The organism is Comamonas thiooxydans (assembly GCF_000964545.1).
Classification (GTDB): Bacteria; Pseudomonadota; Gammaproteobacteria; order Burkholderiales; family Burkholderiaceae_C; genus Comamonas; species Comamonas thiooxydans.
Genome location: NZ_BBVD01000010.1, coordinates 128,542 through 145,463 on the forward strand (window position 1 = coordinate 128,542; position 16,922 = coordinate 145,463).

The following is a 16,922-nucleotide window of genomic DNA, read 5'->3' on the forward strand; positions in this document are numbered from 1 at the left end:
CGGTAGCGGGAGACAATCGATGGAATTTATCGCTACCAACTACGCCCCCATCATGTTTGCGGGGCTGATCTGCTTTTTGCTGCTGGGATTTCCCGTAGCCTTCAGCCTGGGGGCTGCAGGCCTGGCCTTCGGCTTTCTGGGCATCGAACTGGGGGTCTTTCCCTCCTCCGTGATGGCCTGGCTGCCCCAGCGCCTGATCGGCATCATGGCCAACGACACCTTGCTGGCCGTTCCCTTTTTCACTTTGATGGGCCTGATTCTCGAACGCTCGGGCATGGCAGAGGACCTGCTTGACACTGTCGGCCAGGTGTTCGGTCCCATCCGCGGCGGTCTGGCTCTGGCCGTGATCTTTGTGGGTGCACTGCTGGCCGCCACCACCGGCGTGGTTGCTGCTTCGGTGATTTCCATGGGCCTGATCTCTCTGCCCATCATGCTGCGCTATGGCTATGATCGTCGTCTGTCATCGGGCGTGATTGCAGCGTCTGGCACGCTGGCACAGATCATTCCGCCCTCGCTGGTGCTGATTCTGATGGCCGACCAGTTGGGCAAGAGCGTGGGCGATATGTACAAGGGCGCCTTCATTCCCGGCTTCATGCTCATGGGTCTGTATGTTCTGTGGGTGGTGATTCTGGCCATCTTCAAGCCCAAGATGGTGCCTGCCCTGCCTGTGGAGGCACGTATCTACCGCGAAGCCAATGGCAACGGTGGCTATACCTCGCTGGCCGTGGTCATGGGCATCTCGACCATCGTGGCCATCTTCCTGGCCAATCACATGGCCGACCTTCACACCTGGTGGCAGGGCAAGGAAGTGCTGGATGTACCCACTGACGAGAAAATCGTCACCGCCATGTGCGGCGGCACATTCATCGCCTTTGTGATCGCCTCGCTCAACCGGGTTCTCAAGCTGGGCCTGCTGTCCAAGCTGGCCGAGCGCGTGACCTTTGTGCTGATCCCTCCGCTGCTGCTGATCTTCCTCGTGCTGGGCACCATCTTCCTGGGCATTGCGACTCCGACAGAAGGCGGCGCCATGGGAGCCATGGCCGCACTGATCATGGGTTTTGCCCGCCGACGCCTGAACATGGACCTGCTCAAGCAGGCCCTGGCCTCGACCACCAAGCTGGCTAGCTTCGTGATGTTCATCATGATCGGCGCCACCACCTTCAGCCTGGTGTTCCAGGCCGCCGACGGCCCCAAGTGGGTGGAACACCTGCTGACCAGCCTGCCCGGCGGCCAGGTGGGCTTCCTGATCGTGGTCAACATCATGATCTTCTTCCTGGCCTTCTTCCTGGACTACTTTGAACTCTCGTTCATCGTGGTGCCGCTGCTGGGACCCGTGGCCGAGAAGATGGGCATCGACCTGATCTGGTTCGGCGTGCTGCTGGCCGTGAACATGCAGACCTCGTTCATGCATCCGCCCTTCGGTTTTGCACTGTTCTTCCTTCGCTCGGTCGCTCCGGACAAGCAGTACGTCGACAAGGTCACGCATAAGGTCATCGAGCCCGTCACCACCATGCAGATCTACAAGGGTGCCGTGCCTTTTGTGCTGATTCAGCTGGTGATGGTGGGTGTGCTGATCGCCTTCCCCGGCATCGTGACCGGCGCGCTCGACAAACCGGTGGTCGTGGACATGAACAAGGTGGGCGACGAGATGCTCAACCAGCTCAACGATGCTGGCGGTGGCTATGGCGCAGACAACCCCTTCGGGGCCCCTGAGGGCGGCGAAGAAGGCTCTGCAGTGCCAGCGGCCCCTGCCGAAGGCAACCAGCCTGCCCCGGCCGCACCCGATGCAGGCGGCTATGGCTCGGATGATCCGGCCAAGGCCCTGCAGGACTCACTGAACGCAGCTCCTGCGAGCAAGTAAATCTTCGCCCCTCCGCTGATACAGCCCCGGCTCGCCAGAGCCGGGGCTTTTTCATTGGGCAGAGGTTGCCGAGTGATAGATTTGCTGTTTTCCCAGAAAACCGCAATGACCATCGCCGAATTGCTGACGGCCATCCGTCAACCGTACGCAGACCTGCTGTCACAGGCCGCCAATGCCCAGGACTCTTATGTGGAGCCGGCCTATCGCAACAGCGATGGGACGCTGGCCACAGAAGGTGCATGGAATCTGCCCTGCCGGGTCGATGTCATCCCCGTATCGGAAGACGGCGCAGAACCTGTACAAGTGGATTCACAGACGCGGCTCGATTTCGAACCCATTCATTTCCGCATCGGTGATTCCGCAGTGGAGCTGCAGCCCTTTGTCTGGGACTGGCTGTCGCTGGAAGTGCAAGGTCTGACAGAAGAGAAGGCCTCCAAGGCACTCATCGACTGGTTCAACGATTGGTTTGATGGAGATGATGAAAACGAGCCGGATGCAGCGGGGCTGCAGCAGGTCGTTCACTTCATGTCGGACCCGCAAGTCCTGGCAGGAGGAGTGAAAGCGACCATAGATCTTGGCTCTGCACCTGTCGAAGCCCTGGAAGATTTGCTGTTTGCGCTGTCCGACGCAGGAGCCGCTCAACTCAGGCTCGCATGATTTCGGGCACATGAAAAAACCGCAGCAAGCTGCGGTTTTTTTGCAGCCAGCGCATGGCGCCGGCAGTCTTGAGTCTGACTGGAATCAGATCTTGGCAGTCGCCATGTACTGATTGAAGGGGTACTCGGAGAAGCGATTCCACAGAATTTGGTCGCGCTGGAAGGCGCGCATGTCCTGGTGGATCTTCTTGAATTCGGGCGACTTGGCTTCGTGCTCGGCAAACACTTCCATGGAGGCCTTGAAGCCTGCATCCATCAAAGGCTTGGGGAACATCTTGAGCTGGGTCTTGTTGGCCACCAGGCGCTTGATGGCCTGAGGGTTCAACACCTGGTACTTGCTGGTCATATCGGCGGCAGCCACGCGGGTTGCGGCGTCCAGGATCGCCTTGTTCTCGGGCGACAGCGCGTTGTACTTCTTGATGTTGATGAAGAACTCCAGCTCGGCAGAGCCTTCCCACCAGCCGGGGTAGTAGTAGTAAGGCGCAACCTTGTTGAAGCCCAGCTTTTCATCGTCGTAGGGACCGACGAACTCCACGGCGTCCAGCGTACCCTTTTCCAGAGCCTGGTAAACATCGCCTGCGGGCATGTTCTGCGCCACCACGCCCAGCTTGGCCATGGCCTCGCCGAACACGCCGCCGCCCAGACGCATCTTCAGACCCTTGAGGTCTTCCACGGTCTTGATTTCCTTGCGATACCAGCCGCCCATCTGGGTCGTGGTGTTGCCGGCCGATGCGGTCTTGAAGTTGTACTTGGCAAAGAAGGCGTCAAGGAGCTTGCGGCCGTTGCCATGATCCTTCCAGCCGTTCATCTGCAGTGCGGTCAGGCCGAAGGGCACGGCGCAGCTGAAGGCGAAGATGGGGTCCTTGCCGGTGAAGTAGTAGGCAGCGGTCTGTGCCATGTCAATGGTATCGCCCTGCAGCGCATCCACCACACCGAAAGCGGGCATCAGCTCGCCAGCGGGGTGCACCGAAATCTCGAACTTGCCGCCCGACATGGCCTTGACCAGTTGCGACAGCTTTTCAGCACTGCCGAAGATGGTGTCCAGCGACTTGGGGAAGCTGGAGGCCAGGCGCCAGCGCACAGCGGCCTGGGCGTGAACAGCAGGTGCTGCACCTGCGGCCAGAACGCCGGCGATACCGGCATTTTTCAGAATGGAACGACGATCCACTTTAGTCTCCTTGAGGAACGAATTGAGCTGATACAGACCACTGATCTATGCCAGCTTGTTTTATGCAACAGGCACAAAATGTACACGAGCCAACCGATTCGCAAGCGCTAAAAAGTGACCGTTCGCTTAAGAAGTTCTACCTAGTGATGCGCGCCCAACTGAAAACAATCAATCACTACAGACGTACCGCACTCATATAGCTGGCATAGCGGAACTCGGAGAAACGATCCCAGAGCAACTGGTCGTGCTGAAATCCGCGCATGCTTCTGTGAATTTTCTTGAACTGCGCCGACCTGCCCTCATGCTCGGCCATGGTGGCCATCACGGCCTTGAACCCCGCATCCATGAGCTCGCGCGGAAAGGCTCGCAGTTGCACGCGTTCGCTGAGCAGCTTCTTGAGCGCTGCGGGGTTGTACGCCAGGTACTTGGCAGTCAGATCCTTGGCGGCCAGCGCCGCTGCGGCCTCCACCATGGCGCGCAGCTCGGGCGTCAGGGCCGCAAAGGCCTTGGCATTGATGAAATAGGCCAGCTCTGCACCGCCCTCCCACCAGCCCGGATAGTAGTAGTAAGGCGCGATCTTGCCGAAGCCCAGCTTCTGGTCGTCATAAGGGCCGACGAACTCCACCGCATCGAGGCGGTTCTTTTCCAGCGCCTGCTGCGCATCGGCAATTGGCATGTTGACGGCCTGCACGCCCAGCTTTTGCAGCGCATCACCCAGCAAGCCGCCGCCAGCGCGCATGCGCAGACCATGCAGATCCTGCACGGTCCTGATTTCCTTGCGGTACCAGCCCCCCATCTGCGTGCCGGTGTTGCCGGCACTCAGACTCTTGATGTTGTACTGGGCGTAGAAATCATCCATGAGCTTGCGCCCGCCGCCCCACTCCATCCAGGCATCCATCTGCCGCGCCGTCAGACCAAAGGGCACGGCGCAGCCCAGTGCAAAGCAATAGTCCTTGTCGGTGAAATAGTAGGGAGCGGTCAAAGCCATTTCGACCGAGCCGTTCTGCACCCCCTCCATCACGCCAAAGGCAGGCATCAGCTCACCTGCAGAGTGCACGCTGACCTCGATCTGCCCACCGGACATGAAGCGCAGAGATTGGGCAAATTTTTCTGCTCCGCCAGAAATGGCGTCAAGGACTTTGGGAAAACTCGTCACCAAGCGCCAGCGCAGCACTTCCTGACTGCGCACCGCAGGAGCCACGCCCGCTGCCAGCACACCAGCCATGCCCACATGTTTGACGAGTGAGCGACGATCCATGAATATTTCTCCGCTAGTAGTTGTCCATTGCAAAGCCGGCTGCAACAGCCTGATCACAGGCCGGCAGCCACAGGCATTCTAGAAACGCAGACGCCGGCCGTGTGGCGATTCGCGGTTGCCGTCAGTTTTCTTGACGACAAGCAAAGAAAAAGGCCCTTCGATGAAGGGCCTGGTTTCAGTCCATCAGGACTTACGCAAACAAGGATGCAGCAACGGCCTGCCCCATCTGGAGCGTGCATCTGCCTGAACCCGTTTTGCGTAAACGATGTCCCTGTCGCCTCAGCCCGCAGCCAGACGCTTTCGGATGGAGGCCTCGATGCCTGCCGCATCCAGCCCCTGCAGCGCAAGCAGCTTGGCGGGGTCGCCATGCTCGATGAACTCGTCGGGCAGCCCCAGCTGCAGCACGCTCTTGCTCAGGCCATGGGCGGCAAGGCTCTCCATGACGGCACTGCCAGCGCCCCCCATGACGCAGCCTTCTTCCAGCGTGACGATAAGCTCATGATCTGCAGCGATCTGGAGCAACAGCTCTTCATCGAGAGGCTTGGCCCAGCGCATATTGGCCACGCTGGCATCCAAGGCTTCGGCAGCCTGCAAGGCCGGGTACAGCAAGCTGCCGAAGGCCAGAATCGCCACCTTTTTGGAGGCCGACTCACGGCGCATCTCGCCCTTGCCAAAGGGCAGGCCTTCCAGGCTGTCAAGCGGAGTCACGCCCACCCCGGCGCCGCGCGGGTAGCGCACGCAGACAGGGTGATCCTGCTCATAGGCCGTGGTCAGCAACTGGCGCGTTTCACGTTCGTCCGCCGGGCAGGCCATGCTCATATTGGGAATGCAGCGCACAAAGGCGATGTCGTAAGCGCCAGCGTGTGTGGCACCGTCGGCGCCCACCAGACCGGCGCGGTCCAGCGCAAACACCACAGGCAGGTTCTGCAGCGCAACGTCGTGGATCAGCTGGTCATAGGCACGCTGCAAGAAAGTGGAATAGATGGCCACCACGGGCTTGACGCCTTCGCAGGCCATACCGCCGGCGAAAGTGACTGCATGCTGCTCGGCAATGCCCACGTCGTAATAGCGGCCGGGAAAGCGCTTGTGGAACTCCACCATGCCCGAGCCCTCGCGCATGGCGGGTGTGATGCCGACCAGACGCTGGTCCTTGGCCGCCATATCGCAGAGCCAGTGACCAAACACCTGGGTGAAGGTCTGCTTGGCAGGCGTGGCTGGCTTGACCAGACCGACCGCCGGGTCGAATTTCCCGGGGCCGTGATAGGCCACGGGGTCGGCCTCGGCCAGCTTGTAGCCCTGGCCTTTCTTGGTGACCACATGCAGGAACTGAGGACCCTTGAGACCCTTGATATTCTCCAACGTGGGAATCAGCGAATCGAGATCATGACCATCGATGGGACCGATGTAGTTGAAGCCGAATTGCTCGAACATGGTGGCAGGCACGACCATGCCCTTGGCCTGTTGTTCCAGACGCTTGGCCAGCTCCAGCAAGGGCGGCACCTGCTTCAGGACGCTCTTGCCCACATCACGGGCCTTGGCGTAGAACTGGCCGCTCATCAGCTGGGCCAGATAGCGATTGAGCGCGCCCACGGGCGGGCTGATGCTCATGTCGTTGTCATTGAGGATGACCAGCAGGTTGGCGTCATGCACGCCGCCGTTGTTCAGCGCCTCGAAAGCCATGCCGGCCGTCATCGCGCCGTCACCGATCACGGCAATGGCCCGCCGGTCTTCACCTTTTTGCTTGGCGGCCAGCGCCATGCCCAGCGCCGCAGAGATGCTGGTCGACGAGTGCGCCGTGCCAAAGGTGTCGTATTCGCTCTCGGCCCGCTGGGGAAAGCCGGACAGGCCGCCGAACTGGCGCAGCGTGCCCATGCGATCACGGCGGCCAGTCAATATCTTGTGCGGATAAGTCTGATGACCCACATCCCAGACGATGCGGTCATAGGGCGTGTTGAACACCGAGTGCAGCGCCACGGTCAACTCCACCGTCCCCAGGTTGGAGCTGAGGTGCCCGCCAGTCCTGGAAACGCTGTCGATCACATAGGTGCGCAGCTCTGCGGCCAGGCTTTTGAGCTGGGAGCGCGAGAGGCCGCGCATATCTGCGGGATCGTTGATGCTGTGCAGCAGGGAAGAAGTATTCGTGGACATGTTCTATATTTTTAATAGCTGCTAGTGTTTACCAATACTGGATTACAGGGCTTCTCTATTAAATTTCAGTGGGTGCGCTGCACAACCATATCGGCCAGTGCGGCCAGGGCCTGGGTGTCGGCCAATCCGCTGCGCGTCAAGGCGGCGTGAGCCTGCTGGCGCAACTGCTCGGCATGGGCTCTTGCCGCCTCCAGCCCCAGCAGCGACACAAAAGTGGGCTTGTCATTGGCCGCATCCTTGCCGGCCGTCTTGCCCAGCGTTGCGGAGTCGGCCACCACATCCAGAATGTCGTCCACCACCTGGAAGGCCACGCCCAGTGCCTGGCCATAGTCGGTCAGCGCGGCCAGTGCCCGGGCATCGGTCTGTGCATTGCAGGCGGCCCCCATGAGCACGCTGCCCAACAGCAGCGCACCGGTCTTGAGACGGTGCATCTCGCGCAACTGCGCCTCGCTCAGTTGCTTGCCCACGCTGGCCAGGTCAATGGCCTGGCCGCCGGCCATGCCCTGGCTGCCCGCCGCTGCGCCAAGCAGGCGGCACAGCCTGGCCTGCATGGAGCAGGGAATGCCGTCGTCGTCAGGCAGCAACAACTCGAACGCCAGGGCCTGCAGGGCATCGCCGGCCAGCAGGGCCGAGGCTTCGCCAAACTGCACATGCACGGTGGGCTTGCCACGGCGCATGGTGTCATTGTCCATGCAGGGCATGTCGTCGTGCACCAGGGAATAAGCGTGAATCAGTTCTACGGCACAACCTGCGCGCAGCGTGGCCGCAGCCAGACCGCCCACCGCCTCGGCGGCCGCCCAGACCAGCAGCGGTCGCAAGCGCTTGCCGCCATCGAGCACGGCGTAGCGCATGGCCTCGCCCAGGCCCGCAGGTGCATTGATGCCCACCCAGCGCGACAGCGCATCTTCGGTGCGCGCCAGTCGCTCCTGCATCCAGACGGAAAAATCCAGGGCAGGCTTGCCCTCGTTCAAAGGCGTCGATGGTTCGGCAATCATTGATTCATTCATGGGCTGCATCTTCAAGGCAAAAAGCGCGGACGCCGGGATCAGTCCTGGGTCCAGGCGGACAGCTTGCCTTCGTCCAGTACCTTGACCTGCTCCTGCACGGCTTCGAGCTGGCTGCGGCAAAAACCCAGCAGCTCGGCCGCACGCTGGTAGCCGCTGAGCATCTGCTCCAGCGGAAGCTGACCCGATTCGATCTGCGCAATCAGTTGTTCCAGCTCCTGCAAAGCAGCTTCATAGCTGACAGGCTGTTCGGATTTTTTGGCGGCAGCGGCCTTGGGCATGGATGGTGTGGGCTATGTTGGACGAAAACGACGATTTTAGGCGCCCCTGCACCATTGGCGTGCAATGCCCGCAAAGCCGGCAGGCGGGAGATGTCTTGGCTGTGACTTCCGGTCAGGTCGATGCCGTCCGCACCAGCCTTTTTGACGACCTGCCACGGTTTGCGGACGGCTGGCAGCTTGCTGACAGGATCCTTCGCTACAACGTCGAAATAACGTCAATACACGTACCAGAAAAACGGAAATAACCCCACAGCCTATAATCCCATTCCCGTCAAGCCGGCCACGTGCCTGGTCATCCGGTCGGGCAAACGAGTCGGCTGGCCATGCGCCACCGCCCATTGCCTGAGGCCCGTGTCCAGACAAGGCCGGTTTCGTTTTTTACCGTGTGCGCACGTGCACCCTCCCTGTGGGGAGTCTTTAGGTCAGGTCATCCATGACTGATTTAAGTCTTCAACTGCAGCAGGCCGCAAGCCAACTACCAGTTTCAAGTTATTTCGACGAGGCGCTGTTCCAGCGTGAGTTGGAAACGATTTTCAAGCGCGGCCCGCGCTACGTGGGTCACCAGCTGGCCGTTCCCGAGATAGGCGACTACTACGCCCTGCCTCAGGAAAAAGAGGGGCGGGCGCTGGTACGCAATGCCAAAGGCGAGATCGAGCTGATCTCCAACGTCTGCCGTCACCGCCAGGCGGTGATGCTCAAGGGGCGCGGCAATCTGCTGTCCGAGGGCAAGGGCCATGCCGGAGGCAATATCGTCTGCCCGCTGCACCGCTGGACCTACAGTACCAGCGGCGAGCTGCTGGGCGCCCCGCATTTCAGCCACGACCCCTGCCTGAACCTCAACAACTACCGTCTGCGCGAGTGGAACGGACTGCTGTTCGAGGACAACGGTCGCGACATAGAGGCCGATCTGGCCGGCATGAAGCTGCGCGAGCAGCTCCGGTTCGACGGCTTCGTGCTCGACCATGTCGAGATGCACGAGTGCAACTACAACTGGAAGACCTTTATCGAGGTCTATCTGGAGGACTATCACGTCGGCCCCTTCCACCCCGGTCTGGGCAACTTCGTCACCTGCGACGATCTGAAGTGGGAATTCGCCAGCGAGTACTCGGTGCAGACCGTGGGCGTGGCCCCCGGCTTCGGCAACCCGGGCTCGGACATCTACAAGAAGTGGCACGAAGTGCTGCTGGCCTACCGCAACGGCGAGCTGCCCGATCGCGGCGCCATCTGGCTGACCTACTACCCCCACATCATGGTGGAGTGGTATCCGCATGTGCTGACCGTCTCGACCCTGCACCCGCTGGCCGTGGACCGGACGCTGAATGTGGTGGAGTTCTTCTACCCTGAGGAAATCGCCGCCTTCGAGCCCGAGTTCGTGCAGGCCCAGAAGGCCGCCTACATGGAAACCTGCATCGAGGACGACGAGATCGCCGAACGCATGGACGGCGGCCGCAGGGCGCTTTATGAACGCGGCGACAACGAGGTCGGCCCCTATCAGAGCCCCATGGAAGACGGCATGCAGCATTTCCACGAGTGGTATCGCCGCATCATGGGCGACAGCGTCCCCCAACGCTGAATGAGGTAAACCTCAAGACTGATAGCTGCTATCGCTTACCCCATAAGCACAGCAGCTATTTTTTATGCTGAATTGAGTGAGATATGCAAGCCCTGTGGATGGTGTTGGCCGCCTTGATTTTTGCGGTCATGAGTGTGTGTGTGAAGTTTGCCTCCCAGGACTTCAATGCGGCGGAGATCGTGTTCTACCGCGGCCTGGTCAGCATGGCGCTGCTGGTCTGGCTGGCCAGGCGCAGCGGCGTGACGCTGACCACCCAGTACTCGCGCGAGCATGCCTGGCGCAGCTTTGTCGGCGTGATCTCCATGGGTGCCTGGTTCTACGCCATCGGCCATCTGCCGCTGGCCACGGCCACCACGCTCAACTCCATGAGCAGCATCTGGATGGCGGTCTTTCTCATCGCCCAGGGCCTGTGGATGCGCCACACGCTGCGCAAATCCTATGCGGCCGAGCCCGAAACCCGCCGCGCCATTCCGCCCTTTCCCTGGGGCCTGGTGTCCACGGTGGTGGCGGGCTTTGTCGGCGTGCTGCTGGTGCTGCGCCCGACCAGCGCCCCGGCCAGCGAATGGGTGGCCGCACTCGGCGGCCTGTTTGGCGGCATGTTTGCGGCCATGGCCTATATGCAGGTGACCACCCTGTCGCGCCTGGGCGAACCTGAAACCCGCGTGGTGTTCTATTTCTCGGTGGGATCGGCCATTGCCGGCGGCATCACCATGCTGTTCACCGGCATCTCGCCCTTCCCCGGCTGGAGCGCTCTGTGGCTGCTGCCCGTGGGCGTGCTGGCCGCCGTGGCCCAGGTCTGCATGACCAAAGCCTATGCCTCGGCCGGCAGCAAGAGCAACACCCTGGTCGTCGCCAATCTGCAGTACTCGGGCATTGTGTTTGCCGCCCTGCTCAGCCTGGTGCTGTTCGGCGAAAGCATCCCTCTGATCGGCTGGCTGGGCATTGTGCTCATCGTTGCCAGCGGAGCCGCAGCAACCGCCTTACGCTCCAGGGGCTAGCCATGGCAGCGGTGCCTGGCGCCTTCGCCATGCACGTCAGCAGCCCCAGCCTGCCGCGCAGTCCACGCCGGATCTGCGCGGCTTGCCATATCCAAACAATGAAGCCTGCAGGGCTCAGGCGCTGCGACCCGATCGCATAATGGTCTGCATGCCGCAAGACTGCACGCCATGCCGTCTGCAGCCGTTCAATCTTTGGAGCAGCAAGCCATGAACCACTCGGCGCCCGAGCACTACAACACCCTGATTTCCGTCGAAGAGCTGGCCAGACTCAAGGCCAGCGGCAAGCCCTTGATGGTGTTTGACTGCAGCTTTGACCTCATGAATCCGCCTGCCGGCCGCGAGCAATATCTGCAGATCCATATCGATGGCGCCCTGTTCGCCGATCTGGACAAAGACCTCAGCGCACCGCACGGAGCACCCGGCGAAGACGGCCAGGTCGCCACCAGCGTGCAATCGGCCTCCGGCGGCCGCCACCCCCTGCCCACGCTCGAGCGCTTTTCCGCCTGGCTGTCGTCCATAGGCTTTGCCAACAATATGCAGGCCGTGGTCTATGACCGCAACGCCGCCAATTACTGCGGCCGCCTGTGGTGGATGCTGCGCTGGGCCGGCCACGATGCCGTGGCAGTGCTCGATGGCGGACTGCAAGCCTGGCAGGCGGCCGGCCAGGCGGTGGGCAGCGGGGAAGAGCCCCGCCATTTCCAGTCCAACTTTGAACTGGGCCAGCCGCTGGAGACACTCAAGACCGTAGATCAGGTCGAGGCCGACCTGGGCCAGACCACCCAGACCCTCATCGATGCCCGGGCCCCGGCCCGCTACCGCGGCGAGGTCGAGCCCCTGGACCCCGTGGCAGGCCATATTCCGGGTGCACTGAATCGGCCGTTCAGCAGCAATATCGCGGCCGATGGACGCTTCAAGCCCGCAGCGCTGCTCAAAGCCGAGTTTGATCAGTTGCTGGCCGGACGCGATCCCGCCAGCGTGGTTCACCAGTGCGGCAGCGGTGTCAGTGCCACGCCCAATGTGCTGGCCATGCGCATTGCCGGCTTTGCGCCCACAGCCTTGTTTGCCGGCAGCTGGAGCGAGTGGTGCAGCCAGCCCTCCCGCCCGGCCGAGCGAGGCTGAGCTGCCATATGCCGGTGTCGCGTCAGGCACCGGCTGTGAACAGGCACGCTCCCCCGCGTTTGCCGGGTTCACTCCCTGGGCCACGGACAGAGCGCACCGTGATCACTGTGGACAGGCGCAAGCGCGGTGCGGCGCGCTTGCTCAGCGCCAAGCCAGACCAGGCCCATTGCTTCTCGGCGCTCCGGGCCTTGGCGAAATGGCCGAGGCACATGTCCGCACTCGCATGTCGATGCAGCTTGGCAACCCGGATTCGGGCCGCTATCACAGGAAATCCCAGCGGCCTTTTTTCATAGGCGATCAGATACCGAATAAAAAGCCGCCTATTTGCTCGTTTGTCATCTTCCGGACAGATTCACAATACATGCACCAGTGGAATCCGGCCTGACGCAATGTCAGCCCCCACCCGGCACTCCGAGTCATCCCGAAGGACGGCAAGACAGTAAGGGAAATCCTACATGCCTGCCTGTGAAACCAGACCGGCGATACCGACGCTCCCCGACTTCAGTTCGATCAGGGCTTGAAACACAATTCATTTCAACAGATCGAAACACTTCTAACGTCTTGTTTGTGTGCGCCGTGACGGTCTGTCGAGATTGAAAGGACTGGACCCATGAACAACGAACAACTGCTTGCCGAGATCCGCGAAGCCAACCTCACCTATCTGATGCTGGCCCAGACCCTGATCCGCCAGGACAAGGCCGAGGCCGTGTTCCGTCTGGGTCTTAACGAAGAGTCCTGCGACCTGCTGGGCTCGCTGTCTTCGGCCCAGGTGCTCAAGCTGGCATCGCGCAACACCTTGCTGGCCAGCTTCCGCGCCGACGACGAAATGGTCTGGAGCCTGCTGACCAACCACAGCAGCAACAAGATCGGTAATGCCGCCACCAATACGCTGCACGCCAACATCCTGATGGCCAGCCGTGTCTCCGAAGTGCTCTGAGCACCCGCTAGCGACTACCTGGTTTTAAGGAGAGATTGATGCCCGCCGCCAAGACTGCCACCAAAAGCGTTCTGAACGAATCCAAGCAAATCGAGCGCGCCGCCATGCTCATCGAGATGGGCGCCCGCATGCAGGTGCTGGAGTCCGAGACCACGCTGTCTTATGAACGCCTGATCCGGCTGTACAAGGAAATCTCGGGCAAATCTCCATCCAAGGGCCAGTTGCCGTTTTCCACGGACTGGTTTCTGACCTGGCAGGAAAACATCCACAGCTCGCTGTTCCTCAACATTTACGAATACCTGTCCAAGGGCGTGGAGCTGGACTCGGCCGAGCAGCTGACCAAAGCCTACCGCCTCTATACCGAGCAGATCCAGGCGGCCGAACTCGAGGTGCTGCTGTCCTTTACCCGCGCCTGGCGCCTCGTGAAGTTTGTCGATGCGCAGATGCTGACGCGCACGCAATGCTCGGTCTGCAAGGGCCAGTTCGTGACCGAGCCTTACGAGAATGCGCGCCACTACCAGTGCGGCCTGTGCAATCCTCCCGCTCGCGCCGGCAAGAGCAAGGCCGCCGGGTCCTTAATGCTTCACTAACCCCCTGAGCGGCTGCGCCGCTTCCCCCTCTCTCTTCGGGAGGGGGACGGCAGCCTCGCTGCGCGGCGGCGCTTGCTCGCTGCCTCCGGCCTGGAGCACGCCAGTTTTAAAGCTCAACTTTCATAGCTGGTAGCGCCATACAACAAAGGGTTTGAAGCATTTATTGGCCTCAAACCCTTTATGCGTTGGCGCATGCAGCTCCTAAAGATGCAGCCTATCTTCCGTGATCTGCTGCGGCGGCTTCAGCGTGTCCGGCCTTGATGGCCGAGAAACTGCGACAGCGCTTGCTGGATGGCTCGCCATGCAAGCGCGCTTGTTTGAGGACTCTTCAACTTCCATAGCTGACAGCGCCAAACAACAAAGGGTTTGAAGCATTTATCTGCTTCAAACCCTTTATTCATTGGCGACATAAGCTCCCAATTCAGGAGCTGCCATCAGCGACCTCAACCCGTGTTGCGCACTCCGGCGGCAATGCCGTTGATGGACAGGTGGATGCCGTTCTTGACCCTGTCGTCGGTCTGTCCCGCACGCCAGCGGCGCACCAGCTCCACCTGCAGGTGGTTCAGCGGGTCGATATAGGGGAAGCGGTGGCGGATGGAGCGCGCCAGTGCGGAGTTGTGCTCCAGGCGCTGCTTGTCGCCCGTGATCTGGTTGAGCGCTTCCACCGTGCTCTGCCACTCGGCTTCGATCGCGCCGAAGATGCGGCGGCGCAAGCGCGTGTCGGTCACCAGCTCGCTGTAGCGCGAGGCCAGATTCAAGTCGCTCTTGGCCAGCACCATGTCCATATTCGAGAGCAGGGTGCGGAAGAACGGCCACTGGCGATACATCTTCTGCAGCAGCGCCAGTTGCGCCTTGGCATCCTTGCCCGGACGGTGGATGAAGGCCTGGATCGCCGAGCCGAAACCGTACCAGCCCGGCAGCGTCAGCCGGCACTGGCCCCAGCTGAAGCCCCAGGGAATGGCACGCAGGTCTTCGATGGCCTGGGTTGCCTTGCGCGATGCGGGGCGCGAGCCGATATTGAGTTCGGCGATCTCGCGAATCGGCGTGCTGCTGAAGAAGTAATTGGTAAAGCCCGGAGTCTCGTAGACCAGCGCGCGATAAGCCGCCATGCTGGTTTCGGACAGAAATGCAGCGGCCTCCAGGAAGGCCTTGGTCGCCGGCTTGGTCGGCTGCAGCAGCGTGGCCTCCAGTGTGGCGGCCACCAGGGTCTCCAGGTTGCGGCGTCCGATCTCGGGGTTGGCGTATTTGGAAGCGATGACCTCGCCCTGCTCGGTCAGACGGATCTGACCGCGCACCGTGCCTGGCGGCTGTGCCAGAATGGCCTGGTAGCTGGGGCCGCCGCCACGCCCCACGGTGCCGCCGCGGCCGTGGAACATGCGCAGCCGGATGCCGTAGTGATCGGCCAGATCGTCAAACAGATCGACCAGCGCAATCTCGGCCCGGTACAGCTCCCAGTTGCTGGTGAAGATGCCGCCGTCCTTGTTGCTGTCGCTGTAGCCCAGCATGATGTCCTGCTCGCCACCGCTTTTTCGGACCAGCTCGGCAATGCCGGGCAACTGGTAGTAGCGGCGCATGATGGGCGCGGCATTGCGCAGGTCCTCGATGGTCTCGAACAGCGGCACCACGATCAGATCGCATTGCGCGCCGTCCTGCAGGGTGCCGCGCAGCAGGCCCACTTCCTTTTGCAAAAGCAGCACCTCGAGCAGATCGCTGACGGTCTCGGTGTGGCTGATGATGCAATGACGAATCGCCTCGCTGCCCAGGCGCTCGCGCAGGCGCTTGGCGGTCTCGAAGATGGCCAGCTCGCTGCGGGTGTGGTCACCGTAGTCGGCGCCCATCACGCGCAAGGGTCGTGCGTCTTCGAGCAGGCGCACCAGCAGCGCGCATTTGGCGTCTTCTTCGAGCAGGCTGTAATCGAGCTCGACCTTGGCGACCGAGAGCAGCTCGCGCACCACTTCCTCATGCTTGTCCGAGCTTTGGCGCAGGTCCACCGTGGACAGATAGAAGCCGAAGACCCGCACGGCACGCATCAGCGGGCGCAGGCGCTGCGGCGCCAGGGCATCGCCGTGATAGCGCGACAGCGAGTCGTCGATGATCTGCAGATCGGCCAGAAAGGCGTCGGCCGATGCATAGGCATTCTGGGGCGCCACGGCATGGCGTGCCGCCTCGCCGCCCGTCAGCTGCCTGAGCGTCGCGGCCAGCCGCGCATAAATGCCCGTCAGCGCCCGGCGATAAGGCTCGTCGCTACGGTGCACATTGTGGTCGGGCGAAGCATCGGCCAGTGCCTGCATCTCGGGCGTGATGTCCACCAGATTGGCCGACAGCGACAGCTCGCCGCCCAGATAGTGCACCTCGCGCAGATAGTGGCGCAGAGCCACATCGGCCTGGCGCGACAGGGCCAGCTCCAGACTCTCGGCCGTCACAAAGGGGTTGCCGTCGCGATCACCGCCAATCCATTGGCCCATGCGCAAAAAGCTCTGCTCGGGCAGCTTCTCGCCCAGCTCCTGCTCCAGCTGCTCGTAGATCTTGGGGATCTCCTGCAGGAACGTGGCCTCGTAATAGGACAGAGCGTTCTCGATCTCGTCGGCCACCGTCAGCTTGGAATGACGCAGCAGCCGCGTCTGCCACAGCTGGGCCACGCAGGCTCGCAGTTGCGCCTCCACCCGCGTCAACTCGCGTGGGGTCAGCGCGTCCTTGGCGCTGTTGTAGAGCTGGGCGCGCATCAGGATATCGTCGCGCTCGGCCAGCAACTGGGCGATGCGGCGCTCGGCCGTCAGAATGCTCTGGCGCTGCACCTCGGTGGGGTGAGCCGTCAGCACGGGCGAGATGAAACTCTTGGCCAGCGTATCGACCACGGTGGCCGTCGAGATGCCCGCCCAGCGCAGGCGCGCCAGTGCCACCTCGATGCTGCCTTCCTGCGTGTTGCCGGCGCGCTCGTGCACGGCGCGGCGGCGGATGTGGTGGCGGTCTTCGGCCAGATTGGCCAGGTGCGAGAAGTAGGTGAAGGCGCGAATCACGCTCACCGTCTGATCGCTGGACAGTCCCTTGAGCAGCTTCTTGAGCGCCTTGTCGGCCGCCTCGTCGGCATCGCGCCTGAAGGCCACCGATAGCTGGCGCACCTGCTCGACCAGCTCGTAGGCCGGCCCGCCTTCCTGCTCGCGAATCACATCGCCCAGAATGCGCCCCAGCAGCCGTATGTCCTCGATCAGCGGCAAATCCTTGTCGGTCTTGCGCACCGGCTTGTCGCCATGTTTGTCTGTATGTGCGGCGCTCTTGGGGCGGGCGGAAGGCATGAACTATTCTCCTTGGGCACGGTGTAGGGCAACTTG

14 protein-coding genes are annotated in these 16,922 nt (G+C 61.9%); 8 read left to right on the forward strand and 6 right to left on the reverse strand.

Annotated features, from left to right (window positions below; all coding sequences use genetic code 11):
- The first annotated feature begins 19 nt into the window (after nt 1-19).
- On the forward strand, nt 20-1,861 hold the full coding sequence (locus Cth01_RS17235) for a TRAP transporter large permease (protein ID WP_045839907.1): 1,842 nt from the start codon (nt 20-22) through the stop codon (nt 1,859-1,861).
- A gap of 105 nt (nt 1,862-1,966) precedes the next feature.
- Nucleotides 1,967-2,518 (forward strand): hypothetical protein, encoded by a 552-nt coding sequence (locus Cth01_RS17240; protein ID WP_045839908.1) that lies wholly within the window; start codon nt 1,967-1,969, stop codon nt 2,516-2,518.
- A gap of 84 nt (nt 2,519-2,602) precedes the next feature.
- On the opposite strand, the gene Cth01_RS17245 is transcribed toward Cth01_RS17240, so the two are convergent.
- The 5 genes from Cth01_RS17245 to xseB form a co-directional block, all read right to left on the reverse strand.
- Complete coding sequence (locus Cth01_RS17245) at nt 2,603-3,685, reverse strand: TRAP transporter substrate-binding protein (protein ID WP_003069176.1); 1,083 nt, start codon at nt 3,683-3,685, stop codon at nt 2,603-2,605.
- Nucleotides 3,686-3,860: 175 nt separating this feature from the next.
- Nucleotides 3,861-4,943 (reverse strand): type 2 periplasmic-binding domain-containing protein, encoded by a 1,083-nt coding sequence (locus Cth01_RS17250; RefSeq protein WP_034352848.1) that lies wholly within the window; start codon nt 4,941-4,943, stop codon nt 3,861-3,863.
- A gap of 279 nt (nt 4,944-5,222) precedes the next feature.
- On the reverse strand, nt 5,223-7,091 hold the full coding sequence (gene dxs / locus Cth01_RS17255; protein ID WP_034352851.1) for a 1-deoxy-D-xylulose-5-phosphate synthase: 1,869 nt from the start codon (nt 7,089-7,091) through the stop codon (nt 5,223-5,225).
- 65 nt (nt 7,092-7,156) lie between these two features.
- Nucleotides 7,157-8,098 (reverse strand): polyprenyl synthetase family protein, encoded by a 942-nt coding sequence (locus Cth01_RS17260; protein ID WP_045839982.1) that lies wholly within the window; start codon nt 8,096-8,098, stop codon nt 7,157-7,159.
- 38 nt (nt 8,099-8,136) lie between these two features.
- Entirely contained in the window at nt 8,137-8,376 is a 240-nt protein-coding gene (gene xseB, locus Cth01_RS17265) for an exodeoxyribonuclease VII small subunit (RefSeq protein ID WP_003069159.1), read from the reverse strand.
- A 14-nt stretch (nt 8,377-8,390) separates the two neighbouring features.
- On the opposite strand from xseB, the gene Cth01_RS17270 reads away from it, so the two are divergent.
- From Cth01_RS17270 to flhC, 6 genes are all read left to right on the forward strand, one after another.
- Nucleotides 8,391-8,621, forward strand: coding sequence for a hypothetical protein (locus tag Cth01_RS17270; RefSeq protein ID WP_224648591.1), 231 nt, complete (start codon nt 8,391-8,393; stop codon nt 8,619-8,621).
- Nucleotides 8,622-8,809: 188 nt separating this feature from the next.
- The gene (locus tag Cth01_RS17275) at nt 8,810-9,949 is read left to right on the forward strand and encodes an aromatic ring-hydroxylating oxygenase subunit alpha (RefSeq protein ID WP_034352859.1); all 1,140 of its coding nucleotides are present in this window, start codon (nt 8,810-8,812) and stop codon (nt 9,947-9,949) included.
- 83 nt (nt 9,950-10,032) lie between these two features.
- Entirely contained in the window at nt 10,033-10,947 is a 915-nt protein-coding gene (locus Cth01_RS17280) for a DMT family transporter (RefSeq protein WP_034352862.1), read from the forward strand.
- A gap of 207 nt (nt 10,948-11,154) precedes the next feature.
- Nucleotides 11,155-12,066 (forward strand): sulfurtransferase, encoded by a 912-nt coding sequence (locus Cth01_RS17285; protein WP_045839983.1) that lies wholly within the window; start codon nt 11,155-11,157, stop codon nt 12,064-12,066.
- Between the two features lie 610 nt (nt 12,067-12,676).
- Entirely contained in the window at nt 12,677-13,003 is a 327-nt protein-coding gene (flhD, locus tag Cth01_RS17290) for a flagellar transcriptional regulator FlhD (RefSeq protein WP_003069145.1), read from the forward strand.
- Between the two features lie 38 nt (nt 13,004-13,041).
- Nucleotides 13,042-13,593: a flagellar transcriptional regulator FlhC gene (gene flhC, locus Cth01_RS17295; protein ID WP_003052834.1), complete on the forward strand. Its 552-nt coding sequence runs from the start codon at nt 13,042-13,044 to the stop codon at nt 13,591-13,593.
- Between the two features lie 443 nt (nt 13,594-14,036).
- On the opposite strand, the gene ppc is transcribed toward flhC, so the two are convergent.
- Nucleotides 14,037-16,886 (reverse strand): phosphoenolpyruvate carboxylase, encoded by a 2,850-nt coding sequence (ppc, locus tag Cth01_RS17300; RefSeq protein WP_034380173.1) that lies wholly within the window; start codon nt 16,884-16,886, stop codon nt 14,037-14,039.
- Nucleotides 16,887-16,922 lie beyond the last annotated feature (36 nt).

What these genes read in the sequence shown, in the direction of transcription:
- Cth01_RS17235 (WP_045839907.1), top strand. Translation starts at nt 20, where the DNA reads ATGGAATTTATCGCTACCAACTACGCCCCCATCATGTTTGCGGGGCTG.
- Cth01_RS17240 (WP_045839908.1), top strand. Translation starts at nt 1,967, where the DNA reads ATGACCATCGCCGAATTGCTGACGGCCATCCGTCAACCGTACGCAGAC.
- Cth01_RS17250 (WP_034352848.1), bottom strand. Translation starts at nt 4,943, where the DNA reads ATGGATCGTCGCTCACTCGTCAAACATGTGGGCATGGCTGGTGTGCTG.
- dxs (WP_034352851.1), bottom strand. Translation starts at nt 7,091, where the DNA reads ATGTCCACGAATACTTCTTCCCTGCTGCACAGCATCAACGATCCCGCA.
- Cth01_RS17260 (WP_045839982.1), bottom strand. Translation starts at nt 8,098, where the DNA reads ATGAATGAATCAATGATTGCCGAACCATCGACGCCTTTGAACGAGGGC.
- xseB (WP_003069159.1), bottom strand. Translation starts at nt 8,376, where the DNA reads ATGCCCAAGGCCGCTGCCGCCAAAAAATCCGAACAGCCTGTCAGCTAT.
- Cth01_RS17270 (WP_224648591.1), top strand. Translation starts at nt 8,391, where the DNA reads ATGTTGGACGAAAACGACGATTTTAGGCGCCCCTGCACCATTGGCGTG.
- Cth01_RS17275 (WP_034352859.1), top strand. Translation starts at nt 8,810, where the DNA reads ATGACTGATTTAAGTCTTCAACTGCAGCAGGCCGCAAGCCAACTACCA.
- Cth01_RS17280 (WP_034352862.1), top strand. Translation starts at nt 10,033, where the DNA reads ATGCAAGCCCTGTGGATGGTGTTGGCCGCCTTGATTTTTGCGGTCATG.
- Cth01_RS17285 (WP_045839983.1), top strand. Translation starts at nt 11,155, where the DNA reads ATGAACCACTCGGCGCCCGAGCACTACAACACCCTGATTTCCGTCGAA.
- flhD (WP_003069145.1), top strand. Translation starts at nt 12,677, where the DNA reads ATGAACAACGAACAACTGCTTGCCGAGATCCGCGAAGCCAACCTCACC.
- flhC (WP_003052834.1), top strand. Translation starts at nt 13,042, where the DNA reads ATGCCCGCCGCCAAGACTGCCACCAAAAGCGTTCTGAACGAATCCAAG.
- ppc (WP_034380173.1), bottom strand. Translation starts at nt 16,886, where the DNA reads ATGCCTTCCGCCCGCCCCAAGAGCGCCGCACATACAGACAAACATGGC.